This window comes from Micromonospora sp. NPDC049903 (genome assembly GCF_044460945.1).
Lineage (GTDB): Bacteria > Actinomycetota > Actinomycetes > Mycobacteriales > Micromonosporaceae > Micromonospora.
Map to the genome: position 1 here is coordinate 1 of NZ_JBITKL010000067.1, position 1,402 is coordinate 1,402.

Annotated in this window: 1 protein-coding gene; it reads right to left on the minus strand. The window is 68.7% G+C overall.

What is annotated here, in order from left to right; all coding sequences use genetic code 11:
* Nucleotides 1–10: 10 nt before the first annotated feature.
* Nucleotides 11–1,243 (minus strand): IS701 family transposase, encoded by a 1,233-nt coding sequence (locus tag ACIBO1_RS32285; RefSeq protein ID WP_361429935.1) that lies wholly within the window; start codon nt 1,241–1,243, stop codon nt 11–13.
* Nucleotides 1,244–1,402 lie beyond the last annotated feature (159 nt).

Genomic DNA, 1,402 nt, shown 5'->3' on the forward strand with positions numbered 1-1,402 from the left:
TACTCCAACGTCACTTGGCCTGTCTGCGCTGGTAGTGGGATCGGCGGGCTCGGGCTTGGGATGTTCGTCGCCAGATTGACCAGTGCAGGGTGTGTTCTGGCGGGAGCGATGCGGCGAGGACGAAGGCGTTGAGGAGTCGGCGGATCTCGGCGATGGTCAGCGCGATGATCTCCGGGTCGGTGTCGGGTTGCTGCGCGGTGAGGGTGGTCAGGACGGCCAGGGCGAGCATGGCCAGGGTGATGAACCGGTGCCAGCCGGTCCAGCCGCGGACTTGGTAGTGGTCGAGGCCGACTTGGCCTTTGCCGGTCTGGAACAGCTCTTCGATGCTCCAGCGGGAGCCGGCGACGGTCACGAGGGTGTGCAGCGGGACGGGGCGGGGTGACCAGCACAGGTAGAAGGCCAGCTCGCCGGTGGTGCGGTTGCGGCGGATCAGCAGCCACCGGTGTTCATCCGGCCGGGTGGCGGTGGTGATCCACGCCCACAGGTACTCGCGTGGTCCTTTCGCTCCGGGTCCGCAGCTGTGCAGTTGCCACTCGGCGGTGGGGATGCGCTCGGCGAGGTCGTCAACGCGGACCAGGGTGCGGCCGTCGTTGACCGCCACGCGTCGGTCGCAGCCGACCGCGAGGACGTAGCCGATTCCGCGTTGTTCTAGGTTGTCGCGTAGGGCGGGGTCGGCGCCGTAGACCTCGTCCCCGGTCACCCATGCGAACGGGACTCCGGCATCCAACGCGGCGGCGATCATCTGCCGGGCCAGAGCGGGCTTCGTGGCGAACTCGACGTCGTTCGGGACCCCGGCGGCGGCGAGGCGGTCGGGCTGCTCGCACCAGGTCGTCTCGGGTAGGTAGAGCCTGCGGTCGATCATCGCCCGCCCGGCAGGTGTCACGTAGGCCAGGAACACTGCGACCTGACTGTTCTCGATCCGGCCGGCGGTGCCGGTGTACTGCCGCTGCACCCCGACCGAGCACACGCCCTTCTTCAAGAACCCGGTCTCGTCGGTCACCAGCACCGCGTCGGGATGGCCGAGCTGCTCGATCAGCCACTCACGCACGTCATCGCGGACGGCGTCGGCATCCCACACCGCCGTGCGCAGCAGCCGCTGCATCGCCTGTGGATCCCCGTGACCCGCCCGCTCCGCAAGCGACCAGCAGGTCTTCCGTTCGGCCTCCGACAGCAGCCCTTCTACGAACTGCCCGGCCGTCGCCCGCGGCTCGGCCCGCACGAACCGGCCCGCGACACGCGTCATCGCCTCGTCCAGGATGACCCGCCACCCGGCGGGGTCTACGCTGTGGCACGCGGCCACCGCACGATCTTCGATTGTCCTCACAAACCATCGATGATCAACGCGGTGGCCGTCTTCATGCCCACGCCACGCCCAACGCCGAAGCCAAGTGACGTTGGAGTA

Excerpts from the sequence above, each read along its gene's own strand:
- ACIBO1_RS32285 (WP_361429935.1), bottom strand. The coding sequence starts at position 1,243 with ATGACGCGTGTCGCGGGCCGGTTCGTGCGGGCCGAGCCGCGGGCGACG.